Here is a 20,454-nt window from a genome sequence, read left to right as displayed (position 1 = left end):
AGGAATGCGGTTGCAGGACCTCTATGCAATATTCTAGCTTTGCTCTGTGCCTAATGCAGATGGAAATTCCAACTCCGACAATTTACCTGTGAGCGGAGATTTCTTACGCTCAGCCTTCCAATCCATGCTCCGGGCAAGGATTTTGGAGAACAAACTCTCCAGTCTGTACAAGGCTGGAAAGATAGTTGGTGGGGTATACCTGGGCAAAGGACAGGAGGCAATCAGCTCCTGTCTCGGGACTGCTCTGATTCAGGGAAAGGACTGCTACGCGCCACTCATCCGTGATCAGGCGGGCCGGACAGCTTTCGGAGAGCCGATGATCGACTGCACCAGAACGTATCTGGGTTCTGTTGAGGGTCCGATGAAAGGGCGGGATGGAAATATCCACCGGGGACGGCCTGAGATGGGAATGCCTGCGATGATCTCTCATCTCGGAGCACAGGTTCCACTGATTGCGGGAATGCTCTTCGCAAAACGTCTCAAGGGCACGCTCGAAGGATGTGTAGGCGCCACTTCGGTTGGCGATGGTGCGACTTCCACAGGTGCATTTCACGAAGGTCTCAATCTTGCCGCTGTTGAAAAACTTCCTATGGTTGTAGTAGTTGCAAATAATCAATTCGCCTACTCGACTCCGAACAGCCGCCAGTTCGCATGCGCGGATCTTACCGACCGTGCCAAAGGCTACGGAATTGGTGGATTTTCCGTCGATGGGACAGATCTTCTGGCCTGCGCCCAAGTTGTCTCAAATGCAGTGAAACTTGCCCGTGAAGGCGGTGGGCCACAGATGGTCGTGGCGCAATTGCTCCGGCTGGGCGGCCACGGCGAGCACGACGACGGTTCCTACGTTCCCGCCTCCGCAAAAGGTGGTCACTACGGCCGTGACTGTATTGATGTTGCGATCCGCCAGATGGTGGACGGTGACTACGCGACTGCTGAAGAAATTTCCACCTGGCAGGAAGAATACTCGGACGAGGTCCAGAGGGCTGTGGCCCAAGCACAGCAGGAGGCAGTCCCCGATCCATATCGGGAGAATTGGACCGCACTTTCAACCAAATTTCCATTATCAGTATCGTGAGCGTAACCTATATCGACGCCATTCGTGAGGCTCAGGAAACCTTGCTGCGCGAGGATGACAGAGTTTTCCTATATGGGCAGGACATTGCTGATTTCGGTGGTGCATTCAAGGCTACCAAGGGGCTTTCCGAAGAATTTCCGAACCGGGTGTTTGATAGCCCGATTTCCGAGGATGCGATGATCGGTCTGGCGGTTGGTGCTGCGATAGAAGGGATGCGCCCGATTGTGGAAATGCAGTTCGCGGATTTCTCTTCGATTGGCTTCAACCAGATCGTCAATCAGGCAGCTACCCACTTTTACCGTACCGGGATGCCGATCCCGATCACCGTGCGCCTGCCGTCTGGTGGTACGCCTGGTTCCGGTCCATTCCACAGCCAGAGCATGGAGGGACTGTATGCCCAATATCCGGGACTGATAGTAGTGACGCCGGCAACAGTTTCAGACGCGTATCATATGCTTATCGACTCGGTGAAGCTTGATGATCCTGTCTTATACTGTGAACACAAATTCCTCTATCGCTGGCTAAAATCGAAGGCGATCAAAGGTGACAGACTGCCGATTGGTCAGGCTCGCATTACTAGACCCGGCAAACACGCGACGGTTGTAACCTACAGTGCAATGGTCCATGAGGCCGTGCGTGCGGCAGATCGTCTGCAGGCGGACGGGTGGGAAATCGAGGTAGTGGATTTGCGTTCCGTGAAACCGCTCGATATCGATACTGTTCTGGCATCCGTTGCGCGGACTGGGCGCCTGCTTGCGGTCGGCGAAGCGTTTCCATGGGGTGGGGTGACTGCCGAGGTGGTTGCCAAAGTTGCGCAGGAAGGTTTTCATTTGCTGGATGCGCCACCCCAAAGGCACAATGCGCGTGATACGCCCGTGCCATATCACCCGAAGCTATGGGCGGCTCACCGTCCCACCCCGGAGTCGATCTGCGACGCTCTGAGGAAACTACTATCAATCTAGGAATTTAAAATAATATGCCCACAGTTCCAATTTTAATGCCACAACTCGGGGAGTCCATCGCAGAGGCCACGGTCATCCGTCTGGACGTAGCGGTGGGTGATGAGGTCAAAACCGACCAGGAAATCATTGAGGTGGAGACGAATAAGGCAGTGATGAGTGTCACAACGCTTTGCAACGGAATCGTTTCTGAAATCCGCGCGGTTGAAGGCACTTCTTACTCGGTCGGATCTTTGCTTGGCATTCTGGAGGTAACCGAAGAGGAAGCCATCAGGACCGGTGTCGATACCACGGAGAGTCTCGAAGCAAAAAACAATCAACAACAGGAAGGGAAATCCGGAGAGGAGAACCTACACTTTGCATTGGATGGAGATTCCTACGAGGAAGATCCCAGTATTATTCCAAGTGTGAAGGGCTTGCCGGTTCCAACAGGGACGATGGGAGCCCACTATATTTCCCCGCGTATGCGTGCACGCATGGATGATATGGGCCTACGCGAGGCAGATATCTCCGCAATCGTGGGTACTGGTGCCGGTGGCCGGGTGACTGTGGAAGATTTGGAGCGTTTCCTCGACTATCTCGAAGATTGGCCGAGCGGACCGGCATCGCCAATGCGGATGGCTGTGGCTGATGCGATGCGCCGTAGCTGGACACGACCTTTGGCTACCGTGGGCCTACCGGTTCTTCTCGATCGGACGTTGAACCACCGCCGCGAACAAAATCCCAAACCGGGTCTTACACTTTATCTACTCCGTGCTCTTGCGCTTGCGCTCAAGGAACAGCCGATGACAGCTGGTTATTTGATTGGTGAGAGAGTTGTTCATCCGCGTTCCTTTGATATTGGAGTGGCGGTTCAAGTGGAAGATGGCGTGGTTGTGCCTACTGTGCGGAAGGTCGATCAGAAATCACTCTCCGAGCTTATTGCTGATTACGATGATCTGGTTGATCGGGCGAGACGCCGCAGGCTGACGGAAGAAGATTCCAGCGGTGGAATTGCAACGGTTACCAATTTCGGAACATTCGGGCTTACCACGGGAACACCGATCCCATTGCCAAACGAGACTTTGATTCTCGGAATAGGAGCCGGGCGTAAAATGCCGGTATGGAGCAAAGAGGTGGAGGCATTTTTGCCAGCGACAGAAGCCGAACTTTTGCTTACATTCGATCACCGGGTGGTTGATGGTGGTGGCGCGGGTATCCTCTTGAAAAGGGTAGCTGCATTGCTTCAGAAGCCAGAAGAGCTATAATATATTCGTTGTGGATGAAGAGTCGGAAAAGCAGGATAAACTAGATATTCCCAAAAAAGCGGTCTATCGGCTCTCGCTTTATCGCCGCTGCCTCCAAAAGCTGAGCGACAACGCTCAATCAACGGTAAGTTCCACCACCCTTGCAAGGATCGCCGGGGTAAAGCCTACCCAGCTTCGGCGTGATCTCGCCTATTTCGGACAATTCGGCATCCGTGGTCTTGGATATCCTGTGGCCGGGCTACTCGGTATTATCCGGGAAGCACTGGGGCGGGAGCATCTCCAACCGGTAATCCTCGTCGGCGCCGGAAACCTTGGCTCGGCTTTGTTGCGTTACCAGGGGTTTCAAAAGGGGGGATTCGAGGTTGTCGCAGCCTTCGATACCTGTCCGGAAGCAGCTCGGGCGAGTGAACTGGAGATCCCGGTCCATCACAGCTCGGAGCTCAACGATTTTATCGTGGATAAAGGAGTGAAGATCGCCATCGTCTGCGTTCCGAAAAGCGCGGTCCAGGAGGTGGTCAATCAGTTGGTTGCCAGTGGCATCCAAGGAATTCTTAACTTTTCCTCGGTGGTGCTTGAGGTTCCGCAGGATGTGATCGTCAATAATGTTGATCTAGCGCTCGAATTGGAGCATCTGGGTTACTTCATAAAATGATTTCCCCCGAAGAGAACAATTTTATAAAAAATACCGAATCCTCGGATCATAGCGAACTGCAAAGCTTCATTGAATCCTCGTTGGATGAGCATGCAGGCTCCCTGATTGAAGAGGCGGAGTTGAGTTTAAATGACGCTGATCTGGCACGTTCTGCTGTTCATGCTACTTTCCTTGAACTTTGCAAACAAGAGCCAGAAGGAATTCCGGACGATCTCGGAGTTTGGCTATCCAATTTATGCGCGAGGCATTGTGAGAAACTGAAAATGAAAAATAAACCGTCCAGATCCGGCGATGAAATCCGCTGGAAGAAGGTGGCATCCGCGGAAACAAAAAGGCACAAAGACACGGACAGCAAGACCTTGCTGCCAAGTCAGTATGCAAGTATCCGCAGAGCTTCGGCTTCCCCCAATAAATATAGCAATCTATTGAAATTCTCCCCTAAAACCAATCCACGGAAAGCTGGATTACTTGTTTTGTCAGTTGCTCTGCTGATTCTGGCTATTGCTTTTCTCGCCTATAGCATTTTCTCGTCAAAAGACGCTACCACAGAAAAATCGCCCGAAGAATCTCGGCGGATATCCACCGATAGAGATCAGATAAAAGTGGCGAAAGGGAAGATCGGGCAACCGCTAAGCCTCCCGCTTTCGCATGTAGACGGCAATCTTTCTGAAATCAAGAAGACTATTCAGAATGGAGAGCTTCCGGCAAAGGATGACGTCAGGATCGAAGAAGTCGTAAATTCCTTCCCGATAGGAATCAAAGGAACGGCTGCTCTATGGAAAGGCTGTTCTGTATCGGCGGAGATTCTTTCCAGTCCGTGGAAACCTTCCGCGAGTCTTGTCCTGGTGCATGTTCGCGGTGCGAAAAGCGATTCAGTGAAAGTCGCGGTCGAATACCGGCCACAAAGTGGATCCGTTCTGAGCCAGCGGGTTCTAGGTTATCAGGAATCAGATACTCAAGAAACCAATGGAGAAACGGAAATGGCTGAAGGTAGCGATATCCTTCTGATACTGGAGATTGAGGCGAACTCCTACGAACTTGGAGAGCTCGCCTGGACGGTGAACGGCGATGAGGCACCTGCTTTGCCGCTTCACAGAAATCCAGCGAAAGAACCTTCGGATGATGCCCGTTTTTCGGCACTCGCATGCTCCTTTGGTTTCTGGCTGCGCGAGGAAAAGCGTGATATGGTCGACGAACCGCTCTTACTTGCGCTAGCCAGGGAGTGTGCTGCTGACGATATGGAGCCAGGTCGGTTTGATTTTCTGTTGCTGATTGATCAAGCAGTGAAACTCCGTCAGCAGGAATAGTCTTTCTCTAACTTATTCCGCAGGAATCAGATCCTCGGTGGTGAACCGGACGACCACTTGATACTGATCGTTCGACTTACAGGTTCCGAGCATAATGGAGCCATCATTGTTGAGCCTCCAGAGGTGGCTTCCCAGAATCTTGTTCTCACCAAGCATTTCGGCCGAAACCAATCCTCCGCTGTGGATTGGAGCGCCGTGGATGGTTTCGATAACATCGGCTAATTCCGACCAGCAGCTTTTAACCGATGTGTTGTAGTCCGCCTTGGGTTGATCCTCGGTATGAAGTGTAATTTCCTTCAGGCCACCGTCGGCATCCCAGTCAAAAAACAAGTAGCAGTAAAGACCACCAAGTTTTGCCTTTGTCCTGAAAATTCCATTCAGCCCTGTGCGTCCCTGGAAAATGCCCTCGAGATTTGACTCAACCAGCGGGCTTTCTTTCAGTTTTGAATGCACCGCTTCCCGGCTATCTCCGAAGATGAGTGTATCGAAAACATGATCGGGATTGGATTTCGTGGCGTTACCAGAATGATTCTCCTCCAGCCATTTCTGATCGGTTTCGTGGAGCTTGGAGATATCGAAGGTGAATTCCTTCCCATCCGTTCGATGCAGGGTCACCGAATCATCCGTGCGGCTGACGAACTCTGCTTCGAACTGTTTCGAGCCATCGGCGCTGGTCCAGGATCTTGCCCCTTCAGCGTAAACCGAAGCGGCGCTGGTCATAATGATTGCTAGATAGCGAAACATAATACATTGAAGATTAAATGCTAAGCGGCTGATCCGGGGCAACGAAGCGCTACCCTTTCGCTTGAGCTTGAAACTTTAGTACCCTATAAATGCGCAATAGCGAGATCTAACGCGACGCATGTTACAAAACCCCCAACGATACATCACATACCTATTGGTTGCCGCTTTGGCATTTCTGGGAGGTGATTTGCTTAATGCCCAAGGAAATTCCGCCCCGCGTGTGGTGATTCCAACGGGCAATCGATCCCTTGCACCATCGCGCCCGGTTGCACCCGCATCCCGTGCTCTGTATCCTTGGAAAACCCATATAACAGCTACGATTTTCTGGGTAGGGGAAAAGCCGACGCCGCGCAATCCCACACCCAATCACAAGTCATCCTGGGATACGGAATGGGCACAGAATTTCGGAGGGTTTGATGATCCCAACCCTGATAATCGGGTGGCAAATCATACTACCGGAGATTTCCGGCCGAAGAATTTTTTACCAAAGCTAAATCCGTTTTATATAGCCCTCCCGTATAACGATGTGAAGGGCTGGAGCAGTCACAAACCCGAGGCTTCTCGTGTGATTCCATGGTTCTCTCGGATGCGTCCGGCCCCGGGGAAAACAGTTCTGAAAGGCCGTTGGGTGCAAATTTATTACAACAACCGTAGTTGCTACGCGCAGTGGGAGGATTGTGGACCGTGGGTAACGGATGATTGGCAGTATGTTTTTGGTAACAATCGTCCAAAAGCGACGCAGAACGGAGCTGCCGGGATCGATATTTCACCCTCGATCCGCGACTATCTGGGAGTTTCCTCCGGGAAAAAAGTTCACTGGAGATTTGTTGAGGATGGGCAGGTCCCCTACGGACCATGGAAGAAATATACTACTCCTTCCTCGAATCAGCAGGTTGCCGCACGGCCCACTACCAGCGGTTCCCCCTCGAGGCCCAGAGACGATGCGAGTATCGAGGCACAGCGCGAGTATCTGGAATACCTGAGGAAATTGCGTGATCAGCAGTTCCAGAAAAAGGCTCTGAAAGATCTTTGATCTCAAGCTCAGCTAGGCCAGGCAGCCCGGGCATTGCTGGGCGAAGTGCCCCGGGGAAATTTCTGCCAGTTGCGGGGAATGATCGGTCAGGCAGAGATCCGGACGTCCGATGAGATTCCGGGGTTGGAAAGCGCAACCGGTCGGCGGGTTTGCCAGATTCGGTGGTAGGCCGGGGATGGTGATGAGCGGGATACCCTTCGGTTGAGCGGCCGGAATGCTTTTAAGCAGAGAGCGGGTGTAGGCGTGGAGAGGGTTGCTGAAAAGCTGCCCGCGGGTAGCGCTTTCCACGATTCTGCCCGCGTACATGACATTGATGTGATCGCAGACTTCAGAAACCACAGCCAGATCATGGGTGATGAAGATCACTGCTGTCCCAAAATCACGCTGGCGTGCCTTGATGAGATCCAGAACCTGCTTCTGTACTGTGACATCGAGAGCGGTTGTGGGTTCATCACAAATGAGCAGTTCGGGCCGGGTAATCAATGCCATGGCAATCATTACGCGTTGACGCATGCCACCGGAGAACTCGTGTGGAAAGGAGTGGATACGTTTTTCCGGCTCCGGGATACCAACTTCCGCCAAGGCATCGATTGCGCGTGTGAGGGCAGCTTTTCCACGGACATTTTCATGAATTTCCAATGGCTCGGTGAGCTGGTCACTGATCCGCATGTAGGGGTTCAGTGAGGTCATTGGATCCTGGAAAATCATCGAGATGCGCTTCCCGCGTATCTTGCGGAGCTGCTTCTCAGGTGCGCTGAGGAGGTCCGTTCCGTCGAACATTGCTGTCCCTCTCACGATTCTTCCCGGGGGCATGGGGATCAAACCCAGCAGCGAATAGCAAGTGACTGATTTTCCTGATCCGGATTCGCCGACGATGCCGAGCGTCTGGCCTTTATCGACGGAAAATGAAACATCCTCCACCGCGTGCACAATGCCGTTGCGGGTGTGGAAGCGTGTGGTGAGATTTTTAACGTCCAGAAGCATCTGGAGGAATTGTGGATGGATGGGGTGGGAGATTCAACGCAGAAGGTGTCTTCGTCCTCTGTTTAATTTCTCGGAACCACCAAACAAAAATGCCGTGCTGCAAGCGGTATACTTGCGAACACGGCATCTGGGAAATCAATAGCTGGAACTACGCTTTGTCCAAGATGGAATTCCAGTGCTCGATGTTGTCCTTCTGGTCTTCGAAGAGGGATGTGGCGTCATCGTGGATCGTGATGGAGGTGATTTTGTCACCGGTTCCATCAAACTTGCAGCCGCGTTCACCTGTATTGTTTTTTCCAGTAATTTTATCTACAACATCCAGACCATCTGTGACTTGTCCGAATACGGAGTGACGATTATCAAGGAAAGGTGTTGGAGTAGTGGTGATGAAGAACTGGGACCCGTTGGTGCCTGGGCCAGCGTTCGCCATGGAGAAAATACCCGGGCTGCGGTGGCGAAGATCCGGATGGAATTCGTCTGCAAACTTGTAACCTGGGCCGCCTCTACCTGATTCGGTCGGGTCGCCGCCTTGGAGCATGAAGCCTTCGATCACCCGGTGAAACGCGATGTTGTCGTAGTAGCCGCGTTTCGCGAGATTAAGGAAATTGGCGCAAGTAAGTGGAGCCTTGGAGGCATACATCGTTGCGTCGATATCACCCTTGGTGGTGTGGATTGTAATTTTGATGTCTGACATAATATTGGGAAAGTGAGTGGTGATTGGTAACAAGGCAAAAGGTTTATTGGTCGGGATGGCGTAGTTTTTCGAGGACCCAGTGATATTCTGCTGCGATTTGTTGCTCGATAGGGCGCTGGAGGTTTTCCGGAAGAACTCCCCAGGTGTAGGTTTCGATCTCGAAGTGCTGGCAGGCGGCAGGGTGTTTCTGGCACCAGGCGAGAGTTTCCGCCACATGACTGTGGGTGGAATCCAACGGGGCAGCGGGGGTGGAATCCAGAGGGATGTGGAAATGGATGCGTGCTTCCGTGAAGTTGTTTCGCGGATTGTTCTCTGCGAACTGGAGGAAATCAGGGAGATCTGGAAACCGATGAATATCCCGGTCTCTATCCGCGGCGATTACCTGATGGAAATAGGTCGGCTCGTTGTATGAGCGGATTGCCTCAATCGCCTCAGGGTTTTGGGGGTCGATTCTTAGTGCGTTTGACAGGTGGATCTTGGAAAGACGGATGCCGGCAGCCGAAATTGCGTCAAGTGAGGCGGCTGCATCATCGAATTCGATGGCGAAGTGGCAGGTATCGTAATTCAGCCCGATTCGTTTTGAGATGATATCCGGAGTTTTTCCTACAGTGTGTAGATCTTCGAAGAACTGGAGAGTTTCATTGGTGTTTTCGAAGTGACCCAAAGGTTCCGGTTCAAGCCCTAGATGTAGATCGATCTGATGTTTCTGGCTGAGGTCCTCGATGAAATATGCCATCTCGACCAAATTCGTGATGATCTTGCTCTGGTCCGCATCGAACGATTTGTGGGACCCGGGGAGGGTGGAAACCGAGCAATCCGGACCGTTTCCGGTTAGCGCGGCTGCGATCTTGAATAGGTGCTTGGTGTAAAGAACGCGTTTCGGATCGGTCCAGTCGGGCTGGAATACCTTTTCCTTTACCCTGGTGCCGTGGAAGGAGCCGTAGGGGAAGCCGTTGATGGTGAAGACGTAGCACTGCTCCCTCTCGAGCCAGTCGATGAACCTCGGCAAGTGATCCTCACTGAGTAATTCCTCGGCTGCGATTGCGGAAAGGCGCAGACCGATAGGGTAGCGCCGATTGGTAGGCTGGTCTCCGCTGTCGAGAAGAAGGTCCCGCACTGCCAGGACGTGTGTCTTGAGTGCCGTGAGGGTTTCCTCCCACGTTTCAGCAGGATGAATGTTGGTGCAGTAGCCTAGAATCATACAGCTCGCAGCTTCTTAGGCTTGTTCAGCGGCTTTTGCCACGCGGAGAAGCATTTGCTCGCCCAAGTGTGGTGCTAAAATCTGAACACCCACTGGCAGATCATCCGCTCCGTCAAAGGAGGTGGTGCCGCATGGCACGGAAATGGCAGGGATTCCAGCGAGGTTGGCTGGGATGGTGAAGATGTCCGCCAGATAATCCTGTAGAGGATCGCCCTCGCATGCTCCGATTTTCCGCGCCGGGGTGGGGCTGACCGGGGAAATAATCACATCCACCTTAGTAAATGCCTTTTTGAAATCGCGGGTAATCAGCTGACGCACCTTTTGTGCTCTGGAATAGTAAGCATCGTAGTAACCGGAGGATAGAACGTAGGTTCCGAGTATGATGCGTCGTTTTACTTCCGGACCGAGCGATTGCTCCCGGCTCTGGTGGTAGAGATCGACAATGTCAGTAGCGTTCGTTGCGCGGTTTCCGTAGCGAATTCCGTCAAAACGGGAAAGGTTCGAGGAGGCCTCCGCTGGGGCAATGACGTAATAGGTAGCTACCGAATGCTCGGTGTGCGGGAGTGAAATCGGAACGATAGTAGCTCCTTGATCCTTAAGTCTTTGAACACATTCTTCCACGTTTTTGCGAACGCCCTCATGGATCCCTTCTCCGAAGTATTCAGCGGGGATTCCGATCTTCAGGCCCTTCACTCCGTCGTTGATGGTCGCACTGTAATCGGGAACCGGGACATCCAGAGAGGTCGTGTCACGTGAATCGTATCCGGCGATCGCTTGAAGAATCATTGCTGCATCGTCGACGCTATTGGTGAGTGGGCCGATCTGGTCGAGGGATGAGGCGAAGGCAACGAGACCGAACCGCGAGACACGGCCATAGGTTGGTTTCAGACCGACGATCCCACAATGGGATGCCGGCTGGCGGATAGAGCCACCGGTATCGGAGCCCAGAGCGGCAAAGGCGGTGCCTGCTGCGACGGATGCAGCGGAGCCGCCGGATGAACCTCCGGTGATTCTTTCGAGATTTCTCGGGTTGCGGGTGAGCTGGAGTGCGGAGTTTTCCGTGGCAGAGCCCATGGCGAACTCATCCATATTGGTTCGGCCGAAGGGAATCGCTCCCGCAGATTTCAATTTATCGATAACCGTTGCGTTATAGGGAGATGTGTAGTTTTTTTCTAAAATCCGAGAAGCACAGGTGCAGGGCGCTCCGAAGGTGTTTATGTTGTCCTTGATGGCGATCGGAAGACCGGCGAGAGGAAGCGAGGCATCGTAATCTTCGGTGTCCTTCAGAGCTTGGTCGAGATCGTGCGAGAGATAAGCTTTCACCTCTGTATCCTCGGTGCTGATTTTTTCTCCCAGGGTCTTGATGACTTCTGCGGGAGTGGTGGTGCCATCCTGATATTGCTGGCGGAGACTGGTAAGCGTCATAAACGGTGAAGTGGAAAATTGAGAAATGGTGGAAACTGTCAATCAGGCGTCGGCGACGACTTTCGGGACTCTGATCTGGGACTGTGCCTGATCGGGAGCGTTTTGTAGCATAAGCTCTGCCGGAAGGCTCTGGTGCGGGATGTCGTCGCGCATGATCGCTAGGTGCGAATTGTCATCCGTATCGAGATCATCCGGCAGCTCGATCGCGGTGAGGGACTCCACATGGGCAATGATGGATTCCAGTTGTGACTGGAAGGTGGAGGCTTCTTCTTCGGTAAGATCCAGACGGGCGAGTTTTGCCACGTAACGGACATCGATTTGTTCTTGAGACATCGCGGGGAGATTGGTGGAGATAGGCTGTAGCTGAAAGTCTAAAAGTGAGGGACCACGGCGAAGGACTGCCGATCCTAGGAACAGGAGATGAGTGAAACGATTGTGGGTGGAAAATCTGAACTGCCATGAAGGTTAGAAAATCCCTGTTGATCGCAATTTCTCTCTCCTTGCTTGGAGGATTTAAGTAGCTGGCGAGAAAGTCTACTCGGATTCGAATTTTCGTTTCCCGTATTTTTCAGCAAGATAGTCGAACTCTTTGAGTCCCATATAAGGCCCGCCAGCGTAAGCTAACGAACCTCCGCAAAATTCAAATTTGCCGTTTTTGAGGGTCAGCGGATACAGACTATTGAAACTGAACCCCTTTTGCGGAATTCCATGGAATCCTGAATGAGATTTCCAATTTTCTAGAAGCTCCCACTCAGGGACATTGAAATAGAGGCGATTGAAGACAAAGATCTGGCTGGCTGTTACTAGATCGAATGGATCTTCTTGCAGCGCTACGATTGCCTCCACAAGTAAACGGGCCTGCGGTGGTTCAAGGTCCTTGTATGTATTCAGCACAGTAAGAAGCTTCGGTCCTAACTCGAGAAAGTTTTCTTGGTGCATATTAGCCCACCGAGGTGCTTGGAGGATCTCCTTCGCAGCAGTTTCCGGCTCGAACGCCTTGACCTGAGATGGAGATAACAGAGCAAATGAAATGAATGCCAAGAACGCTACTCGATGTCGTTTCATTGGAGTAAAAAGTGGATTGATGCTTCGGCCTCTAAAAAATTGTCTGAATTAGGCCGTAGGTGACAGCCTAAAAACGGACCCAATCGATGTGCTTCGATTTGATCTCGGGCCCGTTGAACTTTAGAGAAAAAGTTTCGGGATATTTGAACGTAAGTTTGAGTTGGCAGTCTATTCCCCTTGAAAGCCGACTTTGTCAGTTTTTTACATGTAAGGGTGTAACAGCAGTTGTCGAATCTGATCTCATGGGTGTGGGTGATGTAAGACAACTTTCAAGCCGCCAGGGAAGGGACTCCCTGGCGGCTTACTCATTTTATAGGGGACGGTTTTCGGGTGTGAGTGGTCACCGGGAATTAGCTTTTGGATGTTTCCAAAAAAAGTTTCAGAAAGTTTGAACGTAAGCTTGAGTTGGTAGTCTATTCCCCTTGAAAGCCGACTTTGTCAGTTTTTTACATGTAAGGGTGTAACAGCAGTTGTCGAATCTGATCTCATAGGTGTGGGTGACGTAAGACAACTTTCAAGCCGCCAGGGAAGGGACTCCCTGGCGGCTTATTTTTTTGTTGGTGGAGCGGACAATGAGCGGCGTCGTTCCGGCGCCGGATGAGGATAGGGAAATAGCAGGATAGGATATTTCCGGAGTCTTTGCTGCTGTGGCTTATCCGGCAGCAGAATGCAGCCGCTCCTTGGGCGGTGGCTCCTTGGGCGGTGGTTTTGGAAACAAGGAGCGGCGTCGTTCCGGCGCCGGATGAGGATAGGGAAATAGCAGGACAGGATATTTCCGGAGTCTTCGCTGCTGTGGCTTATCCGGCAGGAGGATGCAGCCGCTCCTTGGGCCGCTTCTTGAGAGCATCTTGTTCTAATTTAGCTTGGGATCGATGGCGCTTACGGCAGTACGGGTTCTTGCGATCAGATCAGGGATGTCGGTAGCGGAAGGTTCGCTGGTTCCATAGGTTTTGGCTTCAGTGGCCAGGTAAACCGCTTTGAGTTTTGCAATGGTAGTGATCTGTGCTCCAGCGTCGGAGAGGATGGGCTCTATCTCCGGGAAGGTGTGGGCTTGGGCGGAAATGTTGAGTTTCTCCGAGAAATAGGTGCGAAGCGCCTGATCGAGATCGGCGAGGGTGCGAGCCTTTTTGACGGAAGTATTGAAATGCTTATAGGCGGCCTTGGCGCGTGCGGCGGCGGGATCTTTTCGGCGACGGCGTGCGGGAGCGCTGAGAATAACAAAAACTAAGAACCCCAAGGGTGGCAAGATGAGGGCCAGCCAGAAGATAGGCTGGAGCCTGGTGACTGATGAGGCTTCTAGCGCATCCGGTGAAACGATGTTTGCGCGGATTCCTTCGGGGTTCTTCTGGACCAGATTGCGCAGGGGGCCGGTGCCGCTGAGAGTCGCATCAAATGCCGTGACCATTTCCGCCGGGCTGACGGTAATCGGAATGGGCGGGGATTGGGCGACGCCGTAGGACTTCGTTTCCGGATCGAAAAACGGCAGGCGGATGGCAGGGATGGCTGTGGCATCCTGGGCCAGCGGGCGAATGGTGCGGATGTAGGATTTTTCCTTTCCCTCGATTCTTCCGGACGACTGGCGCGGTGGAATGGCGAATTGCCGGGTGAAGGCGGTTTGCTCCTCCAGCGATGGCAGTTCCACCACCTCCGGGAAATCGTTTCCGCTGACGGTAATGGTGAGCGTGATTGGTTCGCCAACTTTCAAAACGGTCGGGCTGGCTGTGACGGTTATCTCCCGGCTGCCTACTTGTCCGGCGAAGTCTTCCGGCTTTCCTGAATCCGGCAGTGGCAGCACGACCAGGCGATGACTGCGGGAGGCGGTGTAGTATTTCTCGAAGTCCTCGCCCTCCGCCTGATCGAAGAAATTATTGTTAAAGTAGCTGGGGTAGGTGGATTGGTAGGCTTGGCGTGCGCGTGGATTTTGTGGCTCAGGCGGGGCGACGTAGGAGCTGAGAAGTGTCGCGGGACGCAGCGTGAACTCCCCGGCCTTCGTTGGTATAATGATCTTAGCAAAGGAAACGGTATTGAAAAACTGATCCGCTTCCTTGAGTTGGGCATAGCGGGCGATGAGGCGATTACCGCCGACCGGAAGCCCGATCGCGGCGCTGTCGTTCGGATCGATCCAGTTGGATGGAGAGAGGTTCTTGAATCCGCTTTCGTAAAAGAGAGGGATGTCGAAATTGATCGCGCGGAAGCTTTTCAGCGGCAGGCTGGATTTCCATTGGTAATCCGCCAGAAAGGGCTCGCCGACGTATAGATCCCGATCCGGGAGAGTCTGGGTGAGGGTGAGGCCCGGGTGGCCCTCCGCTTGCGCAGCGAAGATGGTTTCGCCCAATTCTTCTTCATCGAGGGGGCCGGTGGTGAGGTAGGTGTCGTCCGCTCTGATGTTGATGGCCGGCATCAGGATGTTTCCCTGCTGGAGTGGAAGCATGCGGTAGGTGAGCACGGTGGTGGTCAGTCCATCGCGCTCCGCCTGGGTCTGGCCCGAGAATTTAACGGCCAGATCAGCGCTGGATTCAGGCTCGTCCGCGGTGATTTCCTTTGCCCCGTTGATCAGCACTTCATAGCGGAATTCCTCACCTACGAAGTAGGATTTCGTGGAGTAGCTGGTCTTGAGTGTCGGGATGGCGGCGAGGGGAGCGGTGGACAGCAGTAGGATGGAAATAAAGCGAAGGACGAGGGCACGGAAGGCGCGAGGGGACTTGTGCGGCCGGAGTGGCTCGGCTGCCTTTGGATGATGTGAAAATGACTTCATTGTCTGGAAATTGTGTTTAGGAGGCGGAGTGTTCCCGGGCTGGTGTCACCAGTCTTTCTCTACCGGTTCGCCCTTTTTCTGGCCGCCATCGGATTGGCGTGCCTGTTGCATGGCTTGGTTCTTATTGATGATATCCTCCGGGGAATCGTTCGGTGGCGGGATATCCATGGCCTCGAAATCGATTTTCCCTTCCGCTTCGGAATTTTCATCGGATTGCTCACCCTCACCGTCTTCACTGGATTCGCTATCGCCGTCGGATGGCTCGCCGTCCTCGCTGGGTTCGGCTTCCTCACCTTCTTCCTCGCCTTGGGCTGCTTCTTCCTCGGCGGTTTCGGGATCCATCGGCAGCTCTTCGAGAGCGGCTTTCAATGCGGCTAATGCAGCGGTTTCGTGGCCCTTTGCCTCCTCCAGTGAGGTGGGGAAAGTCTCCGTGGCGGATGTTTCGGATGCTTCCGCAGTCGTGAGATTGGTCGCTGTCTTCTCCAATGGGTTCCCCTCCGGTATATCGGAGTCGAAGAACTTTTTGGCAGTAGCTTTCACGAACCCGGTGGCAGCGCGGGTGCCCTCGATGATCTTTTGCTCCGCCTCTACCAGCGGGGTGGTCTTTGTCTGGTCTTGCTCGGTCAGCAGCTGCTCGGTGGAGGATAGGTTATCCGATTGGGCGGTGATCAGCTCCTCGATCTGTTTCTTGATATTCTCAAGCGCCAGCCGCAGTTCTTCACGACGGAGCTCTTCTTCGGCGATGACCTCGCGGAGGCGTTTCCGCTCAAGGCGGGCGATTTCGTTGTTGATCGCGGCATCGCTGTCTTCCGGGTCCTGCTGCAGGACCTTCCGGTATTGGTCCAGACTCTGGTTTACTAGAGCGAGGGATTCATAGGAGGTTTCGGATCGTTTCGACTGCTGGAAAAGCGAGTTCCCAAGATTATAGGTCAGGTGACGGATCAGCGGGGTGCCGGGATGGAGCGCCAGCGCCTGCTGGTAATGATCCGTGGCTGCGGGGAAGTTCGATTCCAGATAGGCTTTATTGCCAGCCTCGAAGAAATCGGCGGGGGTTTCCGGTTCCTGTGCGCGCATGGATTGCGTGAAACTGAAGAAACACAAAGCGAGCGCCGCCACGTGCAGACCGTTGCGATGCGGAGTCGCCGGAGTTTTACCACTGTTCGGGATAAGCACTTTGATGACCAGTAGGAGCAGGGCAATGGCGATGGGGATCTGGTAGATCTCATCGTAATCGATGATGTTTTCCTCCGCCAGTTGCTGGGTTTGCTCTTGCTCGCTGATGCGTCCGTAGATTTCACCGAGCTTCATGCGACGGGTGCCTACGGCCAGGAATGCTCCCTGATCGGCGGCTTTCACGAGGGTGGCGAGTTGGCCGGTTTCCAGCTTCGAGTAAACTTCCTGATCCTTGTAGATGAGGTAATCGGATTTCTCGTTCGGGGAAGGGATGCGGCTGCCTGATTTCTCATCACCCAGCCCCAGCACGATGAGTTTCACGGACTTCTCGTTGATCTGTGTGATGGCCTTATCGAGCGATTCCGATTGGTCACCACCATCGGTGAGCAGGATGATATCGCGGTAGCCCTGCTCCTCTCCGGAGAAAATCTTATCGCAGGTCTTCAATAGAGCATCGCCGATGCGGGTGCCGCCGTGAAACACGCTATCCGGCCCGGCGCGGTCCAGGCTCTCGAGGAAAAACTCCTTATCCAGTGTGAGCGGGCAGAGGATGGAGGAGGATCCGCCGAATACCACCAGCCCCACACGATGGTCCTGTAGATCCTGAACGCATTCGGCGATCGCGAGCTTGGCGGATTCCAGCCGGTTCGGCGCCAGATCTTCCGCAAGCATACTACGGGAAACGTCTAGGAGGAAAACCAGATCACGTCCTTCGCGCTGGAGAAGTTTCGGGTGCGGATTATTGGCCGGACGGGAAAGGGAGAGGATGATGAAAACGGCGGCAAGCGCGAGCGCGGCGAGCTGGTAGGTGTAACGTGAGTTCCGGTGGGACTTCGCACCGAAGGCGGTGAGATCACGGGTCCGTTTTCCGCTGCGCCATAGATGTAGAAACACGAAGATGCTCACTGCGGGGAGCAGCCAGAGCATCGTCGGATTCTGTAGGATGAATTGAGGCATGGGTTATTCTAGTGCCGGGTGATCAGCAAAAAAACAAGGAGCGGCGTCGTTCCGGCGCCGGATAAGGAATTGGAAATAGCAGGACAGAACATTTTCGGAGTCTTCGTGGCCCGGGTTTATCCGGCAGAAAAATGCAGCCGCTCCTTGTTTTCTGGGTCATGGGGAGGTGCGGAGGATGGTGGAGGTTAGCAGGGTGCGGAACAGGAGTAGAGCTAGGGCGCCCATGGCGAAGGGTGAAAAGGCTTCGTCCATTTCCTTGAAATCGACTTCCTTGATTTTCGTTTTCTCCAGCTCATCGATCTCCGCGTAGACGGATTGGAGGGAATCGAGATCGTGGGCGGTGCGGAAGATCCCGCCGGTCATGGAGGCCATTTCCTCCAGCACCTGGTCGGATTGGGTGGGTGGCTCCGGTTTCAGGAACTTTTCGCCATCGTCATTGGTGATGATCTCCGGCGGGTCCTGTTCCTGGAGCGAAATGGTGTAGATGCGGATTCCCCATTCCCTGGCCATGGCGGCGGCCTGGAGTGGCATTTGCTGGCCGCAATTGTTTTCACCATCGGTGAGCAGGAGGATGACCTTGCTCTTCAGCGATCCCTCGCGGTCTTCCTCGGATTTCAGCTGAGCGGCGGCCAGAGCGGTGGCGTCGCCGTAAGCCGTGCCGTCCTCGTTGGGGCGGGTATTGATGGTGATTTCCCGAATCATGTAGGTCACCGCATCATGGCCGAGCGTGAGCGGACAGATGCGGTCCGAGTAGCGGGCAAAGGAGATCACCCCGATCATATCGTTCGGCCGGCCGTTGAGTTCCTCTCCGTCTCCGGCCACGAATTCCTCCAATACCTTTTTCGCCACTTCCATGCGCGTCATCCGGCCATCCCCGGTGTCCACATTCATATCCATGCTGGATGAAACATCGACGAGCAACTGGATGGCGATGCCCTCGCGGTCCTGGCGTTTTCCGGTGGATTCCACCTGCGGGCGGGCCAGGCAGGTGATTAGCGCGGCCAGTGCCAGATAGAGTAGAAGCGGCGGGATGAAAAGCAGCCGCTGGCGCCAGGTGCGCGGGGTGCCCTTGAGGATGGCGAAGGATGGGTAGGGGATCGCCTGGCGCCTGCGGCGGCGCAGTTGATAAATCGCCAGAAACGGCAGGCCTAGTAAGAGTAGGAAATAAGCGGATGCGGCGAAGCTCATGCGTCTCCTTTCCCAATGAGTTTTGCGAGGCTTTCATAGAGCGCGCGGATTTCCGCTTCAGGCGGGGTGGTGGCGGAGTATTGCAGCCTCTCGTAGGTATGGATTGCGGAAACCAGAGCTGGCGGTGGCGTTTCCTGAGCCGCCATCAGTGATGGGAAATCCGGAGCGGTGATCGCCAAATCCTGCTGCTGTGCGTAAAGGCGGGTGAATGCTGGCTCCACCCCGCGCATGATCTCCTGCGGGGTTGCGTTTTCCAGTCGGAGGAAAGCCGCCTCGTGGTCGGTTCCAGCGGAGGCCGCACGCTTGCTTTTGGCCGATTTCAAAAGGCGGATACCGGAGATGACGATGAGAAACAGCAGCACGGCCACAGGCATGAACCAGGTCGGCTCGCGCTCTTTCTTTGAAACAGAGGATGAGGAAGTCGCGGTGGCGATCGGTTGCAGATCCTTCTGCTCCGCTGCCAGCACGGAAGTGACCTCGATCGGCACCGGGGCGGTCTTGAGATCGGTGGTGATGGTGAGTGGTGGCAGGGTGTATTTCCCCGGCAGATCCGGCTCAAGGGTATAGGCGCGGATCAGGGAAATACTGCCATCCTCCGTGAGCTTTGGCTGTGCGTCATCGATCTCCAGAATAGTGAAATCTCCCCAGGTGGCGGCCTGCTCCGGGAGTTGGAGTTTCGTCTCCGCAGGGTGCTCGAGATAGAGCTGGATGCGCAGCGTTTCGCTGGAGGCGATGGTGGTGGAGAGCGGGGTGACGATGCTCGCGCTAATCCCGCCGGATCCGGTGGTCGTGAACGTCTGGAGCTGCGGCGCTTCCTGGTTTTCCTCCGTGCAGGAAAGTAGCAGCATACCGGTGATACCTATCAGGAAAGCCGCCAGAATATGCTGGAAACGCGTTGCGGCGGCCTGTGCCCGGTGATGTATGGAGGTTTCTAACAAACTGATGGAATCTTTCTGAAAAGGTGGTGCGGAGTAGCGTGATACCGACCGGCGCGGTATTAGCTGCCGGTGGACTGTCGGTTGCGGGTTTTGAAGAACTGTATGATCTCGTGTAGGAAATCGTCCGCGGTGGAAAGGGGTAAAAGGTCTGCCTTGATCTCGTGGCAGAGATTTCTGAGTGCCGCCGCACTGGCCTGTGAAGTCTGCTGGATCTGTGCGCGTGTGCGGGGATCCGTGCAATCCAGACTGCGCAGCTCTCCGGTTTCCGAATCGATGATTTCCAGAATGCCCGCGGAAGGCAGGTAATGCTCGCGGGGATCAGTGAGTGAGATGCAGATGAGATCGTGGAGGTGGGCGGTGCGGCGCAGGGAGTCCGCATAGTCATCATCCAGGAAATCGGAAAACAGGAACACCACGCAGCGGCGGGAGCGAATCTGGTTGAGGTAATCCAGTGCCTGCGAGAGATCGGTGCGGGGGGATTTTGGCTCGTGCCCGAGCATCGCCTCCACCAAGCGCATCACGTGGTTCTTTCCTTTCCCCGGCTTCAGGTGCAGCTCGATGACATCGCTGAAAAGGATGAGCCCCACCTTGTCGTGATTGTGCGCGGAGGCGAAGGCCAGGAGGGCGAAGATCTGTGCAATGATATCTCGCTTGGTCGCCGTGCCGGAGCCGAAGTTTTCCGAAGCGGAGACATCCACCAGGAAATAAAGCGCAAGCTCGCGCTCTTCCATGAAGGTTTTGACATGCGGCCGGCCGGTGCGGGCGGTGACGTTCCAATCGATCGTGCGGACATCATCACCGTGCTGGTATTCCCGCACGTCCTCGAACTCGATGCCCATTCCCTTAAACCCGCTGCGGTATTCACCTGCGAGTAGTTCCAGAACTGCTTTCCTGCTTTGGATCTGGATGTGTCGGACTTTTGATTCGAGTTCTTTCTGTGGAATCATGAGTGGGTGATCGGTGGAATGCAGGGGCACAAGGAGCGGCGTCGTTCCGGCGCCGGAAAAGGATTCGGGATCGTTGTTATGAGGTGCCTGGTATGAAGACGACTTTCGAT

18 protein-coding genes are annotated in these 20,454 nt (G+C 54.2%); 6 read left to right on the top strand and 12 right to left on the bottom strand.

What is annotated here, in order from left to right:
* The first annotated feature begins 46 nt into the window (after positions 1-46).
* The 5 genes from AAGA79_RS08040 to AAGA79_RS08020 are packed head-to-tail and all read left to right on the top strand — an operon-like array spanning position 47 to position 5,240.
* On the top strand, positions 47-1,075 hold the full coding sequence (locus AAGA79_RS08040) for a thiamine pyrophosphate-dependent dehydrogenase E1 component subunit alpha (RefSeq protein ID WP_411825279.1): 1,029 nt from the start codon (positions 47-49) through the stop codon (positions 1,073-1,075).
* The gene (locus AAGA79_RS08035; RefSeq protein ID WP_411825278.1) at positions 1,072-2,037 is read left to right on the top strand and encodes an alpha-ketoacid dehydrogenase subunit beta; all 966 of its coding nucleotides are present in this window, start codon (positions 1,072-1,074) and stop codon (positions 2,035-2,037) included. Before AAGA79_RS08040 ends, AAGA79_RS08035 begins: the two co-directional genes overlap by 4 nt.
* 14 nt (positions 2,038-2,051) lie before the next feature.
* Positions 2,052-3,281 carry a 2-oxo acid dehydrogenase subunit E2 gene (locus AAGA79_RS08030; protein WP_411825277.1) on the top strand — a complete coding sequence of 410 codons (1,230 nt, stop codon included), beginning with the start codon at positions 2,052-2,054 and terminating at the stop codon, positions 3,279-3,281.
* Between the two features lie 10 nt (positions 3,282-3,291).
* Positions 3,292-3,933, top strand: coding sequence for a redox-sensing transcriptional repressor Rex (locus AAGA79_RS08025; protein WP_411825276.1), 642 nt, complete (start codon positions 3,292-3,294; stop codon positions 3,931-3,933).
* On the top strand, positions 3,930-5,240 hold the full coding sequence (locus AAGA79_RS08020) for a VWA domain-containing protein (RefSeq protein ID WP_411825275.1): 1,311 nt from the start codon (positions 3,930-3,932) through the stop codon (positions 5,238-5,240). Before AAGA79_RS08025 ends, AAGA79_RS08020 begins: the two co-directional genes overlap by 4 nt.
* Positions 5,241-5,252: 12 nt before the next feature.
* Here the strand turns inward: AAGA79_RS08020 and AAGA79_RS08015 are convergent, their stop codons facing one another.
* Complete coding sequence (locus tag AAGA79_RS08015; protein WP_411825274.1) at positions 5,253-5,984, bottom strand: SHD1 domain-containing protein; 732 nt, start codon at positions 5,982-5,984, stop codon at positions 5,253-5,255.
* Positions 5,985-6,102: 118 nt separating this feature from the next.
* Between AAGA79_RS08015 and AAGA79_RS08010 the strand changes: the two genes are divergently transcribed.
* Complete coding sequence (locus AAGA79_RS08010; protein WP_411825273.1) at positions 6,103-7,017, top strand: hypothetical protein; 915 nt, start codon at positions 6,103-6,105, stop codon at positions 7,015-7,017.
* 12 nt (positions 7,018-7,029) lie between these two features.
* On the opposite strand, the gene AAGA79_RS08005 is transcribed toward AAGA79_RS08010, so the two are convergent.
* The 11 genes from AAGA79_RS08005 to AAGA79_RS07955 form a co-directional block, all read right to left on the bottom strand.
* On the bottom strand, positions 7,030-8,001 hold the full coding sequence (locus AAGA79_RS08005; protein WP_411825272.1) for an ABC transporter ATP-binding protein: 972 nt from the start codon (positions 7,999-8,001) through the stop codon (positions 7,030-7,032).
* A gap of 148 nt (positions 8,002-8,149) precedes the next feature.
* Entirely contained in the window at positions 8,150-8,695 is a 546-nt protein-coding gene (locus AAGA79_RS08000) for a peptidylprolyl isomerase (protein ID WP_411825271.1), read from the bottom strand.
* A 43-nt stretch (positions 8,696-8,738) separates the two neighbouring features.
* Complete coding sequence (gene eboE, locus AAGA79_RS07995; protein ID WP_411825270.1) at positions 8,739-9,896, bottom strand: metabolite traffic protein EboE; 1,158 nt, start codon at positions 9,894-9,896, stop codon at positions 8,739-8,741.
* Positions 9,897-9,911: 15 nt separating this feature from the next.
* Positions 9,912-11,321 carry an Asp-tRNA(Asn)/Glu-tRNA(Gln) amidotransferase subunit GatA gene (gene gatA, locus AAGA79_RS07990; protein ID WP_411825269.1) on the bottom strand — a complete coding sequence of 470 codons (1,410 nt, stop codon included), beginning with the start codon at positions 11,319-11,321 and terminating at the stop codon, positions 9,912-9,914.
* A gap of 42 nt (positions 11,322-11,363) precedes the next feature.
* A complete protein-coding gene (gatC, locus tag AAGA79_RS07985) occupies positions 11,364-11,654 on the bottom strand; it encodes an Asp-tRNA(Asn)/Glu-tRNA(Gln) amidotransferase subunit GatC (RefSeq protein ID WP_411825268.1) in 291 nt (96 codons plus the stop codon).
* A gap of 201 nt (positions 11,655-11,855) precedes the next feature.
* Complete coding sequence (locus tag AAGA79_RS07980; RefSeq protein ID WP_411825267.1) at positions 11,856-12,386, bottom strand: hypothetical protein; 531 nt, start codon at positions 12,384-12,386, stop codon at positions 11,856-11,858.
* A gap of 853 nt (positions 12,387-13,239) precedes the next feature.
* The gene (locus AAGA79_RS07975) at positions 13,240-15,141 is read right to left on the bottom strand and encodes a BatD family protein (protein WP_411825266.1); all 1,902 of its coding nucleotides are present in this window, start codon (positions 15,139-15,141) and stop codon (positions 13,240-13,242) included.
* A gap of 45 nt (positions 15,142-15,186) precedes the next feature.
* Positions 15,187-17,271 (bottom strand): VWA domain-containing protein, encoded by a 2,085-nt coding sequence (locus tag AAGA79_RS07970; RefSeq protein ID WP_411825265.1) that lies wholly within the window; start codon positions 17,269-17,271, stop codon positions 15,187-15,189.
* A 156-nt stretch (positions 17,272-17,427) separates the two neighbouring features.
* Positions 17,428-18,459, bottom strand: a complete 1,032-nt coding sequence (locus AAGA79_RS07965; protein ID WP_411825264.1) for a vWA domain-containing protein — start codon at positions 18,457-18,459, stop codon at positions 17,428-17,430.
* A complete protein-coding gene (locus AAGA79_RS07960; RefSeq protein ID WP_411825263.1) occupies positions 18,456-19,397 on the bottom strand; it encodes a BatD family protein in 942 nt (313 codons plus the stop codon). Before AAGA79_RS07960 ends, AAGA79_RS07965 begins: the two co-directional genes overlap by 4 nt.
* A 59-nt stretch (positions 19,398-19,456) precedes the next feature.
* Complete coding sequence (locus AAGA79_RS07955; RefSeq protein WP_411825262.1) at positions 19,457-20,344, bottom strand: DUF58 domain-containing protein; 888 nt, start codon at positions 20,342-20,344, stop codon at positions 19,457-19,459.
* Positions 20,345-20,454 lie beyond the last annotated feature (110 nt).

This window comes from Luteolibacter sp. AS25, assembly GCF_046736275.1.
Lineage (GTDB): Bacteria > Verrucomicrobiota > Verrucomicrobiia > Verrucomicrobiales > Akkermansiaceae > Luteolibacter.
This window is presented reverse-complemented; position numbering and strand designations above follow the sequence as displayed.

What these genes read in the sequence shown, in the direction of transcription:
- gatA (WP_411825269.1), bottom strand. Translation starts at nt 11,321, where the DNA reads ATGACGCTTACCAGTCTCCGCCAGCAATATCAGGATGGCACCACCACT.
- AAGA79_RS08030 (WP_411825277.1), top strand. Translation starts at nt 2,052, where the DNA reads ATGCCCACAGTTCCAATTTTAATGCCACAACTCGGGGAGTCCATCGCA.
- AAGA79_RS08000 (WP_411825271.1), bottom strand. Translation starts at nt 8,695, where the DNA reads ATGTCAGACATCAAAATTACAATCCACACCACCAAGGGTGATATCGAC.
- gatC (WP_411825268.1), bottom strand. Translation starts at nt 11,654, where the DNA reads ATGTCTCAAGAACAAATCGATGTCCGTTACGTGGCAAAACTCGCCCGT.
- AAGA79_RS07965 (WP_411825264.1), bottom strand. Translation starts at nt 18,459, where the DNA reads ATGAGCTTCGCCGCATCCGCTTATTTCCTACTCTTACTAGGCCTGCCG.
- AAGA79_RS07980 (WP_411825267.1), bottom strand. Translation starts at nt 12,386, where the DNA reads ATGAAACGACATCGAGTAGCGTTCTTGGCATTCATTTCATTTGCTCTG.
- eboE (WP_411825270.1), bottom strand. Translation starts at nt 9,896, where the DNA reads ATGATTCTAGGCTACTGCACCAACATTCATCCTGCTGAAACGTGGGAG.
- AAGA79_RS07955 (WP_411825262.1), bottom strand. Translation starts at nt 20,344, where the DNA reads ATGATTCCACAGAAAGAACTCGAATCAAAAGTCCGACACATCCAGATC.
- AAGA79_RS08010 (WP_411825273.1), top strand. Translation starts at nt 6,103, where the DNA reads ATGTTACAAAACCCCCAACGATACATCACATACCTATTGGTTGCCGCT.
- AAGA79_RS07970 (WP_411825265.1), bottom strand. Translation starts at nt 17,271, where the DNA reads ATGCCTCAATTCATCCTACAGAATCCGACGATGCTCTGGCTGCTCCCC.
- AAGA79_RS08020 (WP_411825275.1), top strand. Translation starts at nt 3,930, where the DNA reads ATGATTTCCCCCGAAGAGAACAATTTTATAAAAAATACCGAATCCTCG.
- AAGA79_RS08005 (WP_411825272.1), bottom strand. Translation starts at nt 8,001, where the DNA reads ATGCTTCTGGACGTTAAAAATCTCACCACACGCTTCCACACCCGCAAC.
- AAGA79_RS07975 (WP_411825266.1), bottom strand. Translation starts at nt 15,141, where the DNA reads ATGAAGTCATTTTCACATCATCCAAAGGCAGCCGAGCCACTCCGGCCG.
- AAGA79_RS08015 (WP_411825274.1), bottom strand. Translation starts at nt 5,984, where the DNA reads ATGTTTCGCTATCTAGCAATCATTATGACCAGCGCCGCTTCGGTTTAC.